Annotated in this window: 4 protein-coding genes; 3 read left to right on the forward strand and 1 reads right to left on the reverse strand. The window is 40.9% G+C overall.

Annotated features, from left to right (window positions below; all coding sequences use genetic code 11):
* On the reverse strand, nucleotides 1-79 hold a 79-nt coding region (locus WBM98_RS02210), incomplete at its 3' end, for a copper homeostasis protein CutC (RefSeq protein WP_424364391.1).
* Between the two features lie 42 nt (nucleotides 80-121).
* Here WBM98_RS02210 and WBM98_RS02215 point away from each other — a divergent pair.
* The 3 genes from WBM98_RS02215 to polA form a co-directional block, all read left to right on the forward strand.
* Nucleotides 122-1,117: an isoaspartyl peptidase/L-asparaginase family protein gene (locus WBM98_RS02215; protein WP_424364388.1), complete on the forward strand. Its 996-nt coding sequence runs from the start codon at nucleotides 122-124 to the stop codon at nucleotides 1,115-1,117.
* Between the two features lie 27 nt (nucleotides 1,118-1,144).
* Nucleotides 1,145-2,449: a hypothetical protein gene (locus tag WBM98_RS02220; RefSeq protein ID WP_424364389.1), complete on the forward strand. Its 1,305-nt coding sequence runs from the start codon at nucleotides 1,145-1,147 to the stop codon at nucleotides 2,447-2,449.
* A gap of 97 nt (nucleotides 2,450-2,546) precedes the next feature.
* The coding region (gene polA / locus WBM98_RS02225; protein WP_424364390.1) for a DNA polymerase I at nucleotides 2,547-5,296 on the forward strand (2,750 nt) is incomplete at its 3' end.

Here is a 5,296-nt window from a genome sequence, read left to right on the forward strand (position 1 = left end):
ACAGCTCAATCCTATCAGCTCCGGCTTTTTCGGCATTCAGGGCAGATTCCAATGAATTGGCACAAACTTCTACTAACATATTGCTTATATTTAACACCCTAAAATTAAGTAACACCCGCTGATGAAACGAAGAAAGTTCCTAAAAAATTCCAGTACCCTTACCGCAGGAATGATTTCTGCCCCCCTATTGGCAACCTGCCAAGACAAACCGAAAATTGGGCCAAATGTTGTTGAAGATTCCATCGGGACAAAACCTATTGCAATCTGCACTTGGAATTTTGAAAATGCCACGGCAAAAGCCTGGGAAGTATTAAAAAAAGGAGGAAGTGCCTTGGATGCCGTTGAGCAAGGTGTTAGGATCGAAGAGGCCGATGTAACCAACCAAACCGTGGGCAAAGGAGGTCGGCCCGACCGAAACGGAAATGTAACCTTGGATGCCTGTATCATGGATAAGGATGGGAATTGTGGTGCCGTACTCTGTATGCAGAATATTGAACACCCTATATCGGTAGCAAGAAAAGTAATGGAAGAAACGCCCCACGTGATGTTGGCTGGTACAGGTGCCGAGCAGTTTGCCTATGAAATGGGCTTTGAGAAAACAAACCTGCTTACCGAAAAATCAAAACAGGAATGGTTGGAGTGGAAAAAAACAGCGGAATACAAACCTATAATCAACATTGAAAACCACGATACCATCGGCATGTTGGCCATTGATGTTAACGGGGATATTTCAGGGGCCTGTACAACTAGCGGCATGGCGTATAAATATGCCGGTCGCGTTGGGGATTCCCCGATTATTGGAGCTGGATTGTTCGTCGATAATGAAGTCGGTGGGGCAACCGCTACCGGGGTTGGGGAGGAAGTGGTCCGTACCGTGGGTAGCTTTTTGATCGTGGAATTGATGCGGCAGGGGAAGTCGCCTCAAGAGGCCTGTGAAGAAGGTGTAAGACGCATCATCGCCAAAAATAAGGATAATACCGATTTTCAAATCGGTTTTATCGCCATGAACAAAAAAGGGGAAACAGGCAGTTACTGTATTCAACCCGGTTTTACATATAGACAATATTCTGAGGCAGGGCATGTGAATAACATTTCGGAAAGCTTTTTAAAATCTTAATTCCTGAACATTTCAACTACTCATAAAATGACCAAAACCGATAATAACCAATTCCCAACTAAAAATAAAAGCTGGCTTCAGCGATTAAAAGATGAGAGCTGGGAAGCTGAGTTATTGGTTTCTGCTGTTGCCATATTTGCCATTTTGAAATCATTTTTTGCCTTAGATTGGTTGGTAATACAGTTCATAGACTACCTCGACCCCAACCAATATATTTTTGGGTATTACATTACGGTATCTGGCTATTTAGCTGTTGGTATACTAGCCGCTATGTTCGCGATACATTTTGTCTTAAGGGCCTATTGGATTGGATTGGTAGGATTAAATTCGGTATTTCCGGATTATGGCTTGGAAGACAGCGCTTATTCTCCCATTTATACGAAAAAAATCTTATCGATATTGCCCAAACTTTCGAATAGCATCAGGAAAATCGACGAATTATGTAGTGTTATTTTTTCAGCTGCGTTCGGCCTAATGCTTATCTATTTGTACATTGCTGCTACTTCTAGTTTATATCTCATCTGTTTTAATTTACTCAAAGACACCTTACCTCTTTGGGTGTTACTAGTTCCATTGATTGTGGCTGGGTCATTAATCATCTTTGGGATGATAATCTCAATTCCTGCTAACATTAAAAAGTTTCATGGCAACCAAACCATACAACATTTATATTTTCTTTATGCTCGTTGGGGAGCCTTAATCCTATATGGTCCTTTTCAAAAAAGCATTTTACAAATCACCATGGTTTTTGGCTCAAATTTTAAAAAGAAAAAAGGGCTTATAAAAATGGTAATATTTATGCTGTTTATTGGGTTTGTTTTTGGAATGGTGAAAATGTTTGATTCAAATTTCCGTTATTTATTAAATCATGAACGCGAATTAGATACCTCAAAAAAGCACAGTTTTTTCTACCAATCCCTAAATAGTAAAAACAGTTTTTTATTAGCCCCGGAAATAAAATCGGATGTTGTAGATTCTCCTATTTTAGAAATCTTTGTCCCAATTTTCGAACATGAGAGAGTATTATTAGAAAATCATTGTGGTCTACCTAAAACATCTTTCTTCTCCAAATTAGATGAAGAAGTCCAAAAAAAACGAAGAATTGCTAATCTCAACTGCTATCAAAACTCTCATCGCCTTTTTATAGACAATAAGCCTCAAGCTATTGATTTCATAAAAAGCGAACATATCAACACACAACAGTTTGGTATTTTGGGACATATTGACTTAACTGGGATTTCTACGGGAAATCATACTATAAAAGTAAAGAAAGTTTTTAAAGATTCTGAATTCAAAGAATGGTCAATTCCTTTTTATCATATTAAAGAATAGAATTCATTTTAATACCGTTATGATTCATAATTGGTAATTCTTAGATTCTTTTTCTAATTCAATTTGTACTTTTAACCTCGCACCTTAAACTTTCATAATGGCCGAACAAAAACGACTTTTTCTCTTGGATGCCTACGCATTGATCTTTCGTGGGTACTATGCCCTGATCAAAAATCCACGGATCAACTCCAAGGGAATGGACACTTCTGCCATTATGGGGTTCACGAATTCCCTATTCGATGTGATAAAAAGGGAGAAACCAGACCATTTGGCCGTTTGTTTTGACAAAGGGGGAAGTGCCGAGAGAACGGAAATGTTCCCAGAGTACAAAGCGAATCGGCTTGAAACTCCAGATGCCATAAAAATAGCGGTACCCTATATACAGGAAATCTTAAAGGCCATGCATATTCCTGTCGTCGTTCAAGAAGGTTGGGAAGCCGATGACATCATCGGCACCTTGGCCAAACAAGCCGAAAAAGAGGATTATAAAGTATATATGGTTACCCCGGATAAGGATTTCGGGCAATTGGTCTCAGAAAATATTTTTATGTACCGCCCTGGGCGAATGGGCAATGGTATTGAAATATGGGGGATTCCCGAAATACAAAAACGTTTTGGAGTTGAGCGACCTGAACAGGTCATTGACTATCTGGGTATGATGGGCGATGCCAGTGATAATATTCCTGGACTCCCAGGTGTAGGTGACAAGACCGCCAAAAAATTCATTGAGGAATTTGGTTCTTTGGAAGAACTTTTGGCCAACACCGATAAGCTAAAGGGGAAAATGAAAGAGAAGGTAGAGGAAAATGGCGAACTAGGTCTGCTCTCAAAAAAACTAGCTACTATTTGCACCACCGTAGATGTAACTTTTGATGCAGATGATTATATCCTTTCTGAGCCAGATGGTGGCAAAGTGCAAGAAATTTTTGAAGAACTCGAATTTAGAAGATTAAAGGACCAGTTCATTAAGATATTCTCTGGTGAGCCAGAAATACCTCAAAATGATTCAGGAGGTAAGGCACCTACTTCGAAGGCACCGGTAGAAGCTGGCGGCGGACAGTTCTCCCTCTTTGGGAACGATGGCAATGCCCCGGCCACTATCAAGGAAACATCAGGAAGAAAGACCATAAAAGATGTTCCTCATGTTTACCAGAGTGTTACCGGTACTATGGCCTTGAAACTCTTTATGCAAAATGTAATGAAACAGCATTCGGTCTGCTTTGATACAGAGACCACAGGATTGAATCCGCTTACTGCCGAGTTGGTGGGTATCGCCTTTTCATGGGAAGCTGGAAAAGGATTCTATGTCCCCTTTCCTGAAAACAAAGAGCAAGCCCAAGAACTTATGGAGCACTTGAGACCCTTTTTTGAAGCTGAGGGCATTGAGAAGATAGGTCAGAATCTGAAGTACGACATTAAAGTGTTGCATAAATATGATATTCAGGTGAAAGGCAAGTGTTTTGACACCATGTTGGCCCATTATCTGATCAATCCCGATATGCGCCACAATATGGACGTACTATCTGAAACTTATTTGAATTATACCCCGGTATCGATTACTGAACTCATCGGCAAAAAAGGCAAAAACCAATTGAGCATGCGGGATGTGCCTTTGGAGCAACAGACCGAATATGCCGTTGAGGATGCCGATATTACCTTTCAATTGGCACAGCATTTTAGACCTGAATTGGCCGAAGCCAAAACGGAAGAGCTTTTTGAGACCATTGAAATTCCGCTCTTGCATGTTTTGGCCGATATGGAATTGGAAGGAATTAATCTGGATAAGGAATTTTTGCATTCGCTCTCTGAGGATCTGGACAATGACATTAAAAATCTGGAAACAAAAATTTATCAAGAAGCCGACCAAGAATTCAATATTGCCTCCCCCAAACAATTGGGCGAAATACTCTTTGACAAATTAAAATTGGTCGACAAGCCCAAAAAGACAAAAACAGGTCAGTATTCCACGGCAGAAGATGTATTGTCATATTTGGCCAAAGACCATCAAATCATTCGGGATGTCCTCGAATATCGAGGATTGAGCAAACTCAAAAGCACCTACGTAGATGCACTGCCCGAACAGGTAGAACCCTCCACAGGAAGGGTCCATACCGATTATATGCAAACCGTTGCCGCGACAGGACGTTTAAGTAGTAACAATCCCAATCTACAGAATATCCCTATCAGAACCGAAAGGGGGCGACAAGTACGAAAAGCATTCGTGCCGAGGGATGAAAATTACACGCTTCTAGCCGCGGATTATTCTCAGATCGAATTGAGGATTATCGCAGCTTTGAGCGAAGAGACCACAATGATCGAAGCATTTAAGAATGGAGAGGATATTCATGCCTCCACGGCTTCCAAAGTTTTCAATATACCCTTGAAAGAAGTGACCCGGGAACAGCGCAGCAATGCCAAAACCGTGAACTTCGGAATCATTTATGGGGTATCGGCTTTTGGGTTGAGCAACCAGACCGATCTATCCCGGACCGAAGCCAAGGAATTGATAGAAACCTATTATAAGACCTATCCAAAGCTTCGAAACTATATCAGCGAACAAATCGACTTTGCCCGTGACCATGGATATGTACAAACCGTACTGGGTAGACGCCGTTATTTAAAGGATATTAATGGTAGCAATGCCATCGTACGTGGGGCAGCCGAACGCAATGCCGTCAATGCTCCCATACAAGGAAGCGCAGCGGATATCATCAAAATTGCGATGATCAACATCCATAAAAAACTAAGCGAGGGCAAGTATAAAACCAAAATGTTATTACAGGTGCATGATGAATTGGTCTTTGATGTCTATAAACCCGAGTTAGAGGAGTTAAAAACCCTTATAAA

Origin of the sequence: Maribacter sp. (assembly GCF_049667165.1) — a bacterium.
Lineage (GTDB): Bacteria > Bacteroidota > Bacteroidia > Flavobacteriales > Flavobacteriaceae > Maribacter_A.

Coding starts and splice junctions, on each gene's coding strand:
- WBM98_RS02215 (WP_424364388.1), top strand. CDS start 122: ATGAAACGAAGAAAGTTCCTAAAAAATTCCAGTACCCTTACCGCAGGA.
- WBM98_RS02220 (WP_424364389.1), top strand. CDS start 1,145: ATGACCAAAACCGATAATAACCAATTCCCAACTAAAAATAAAAGCTGG.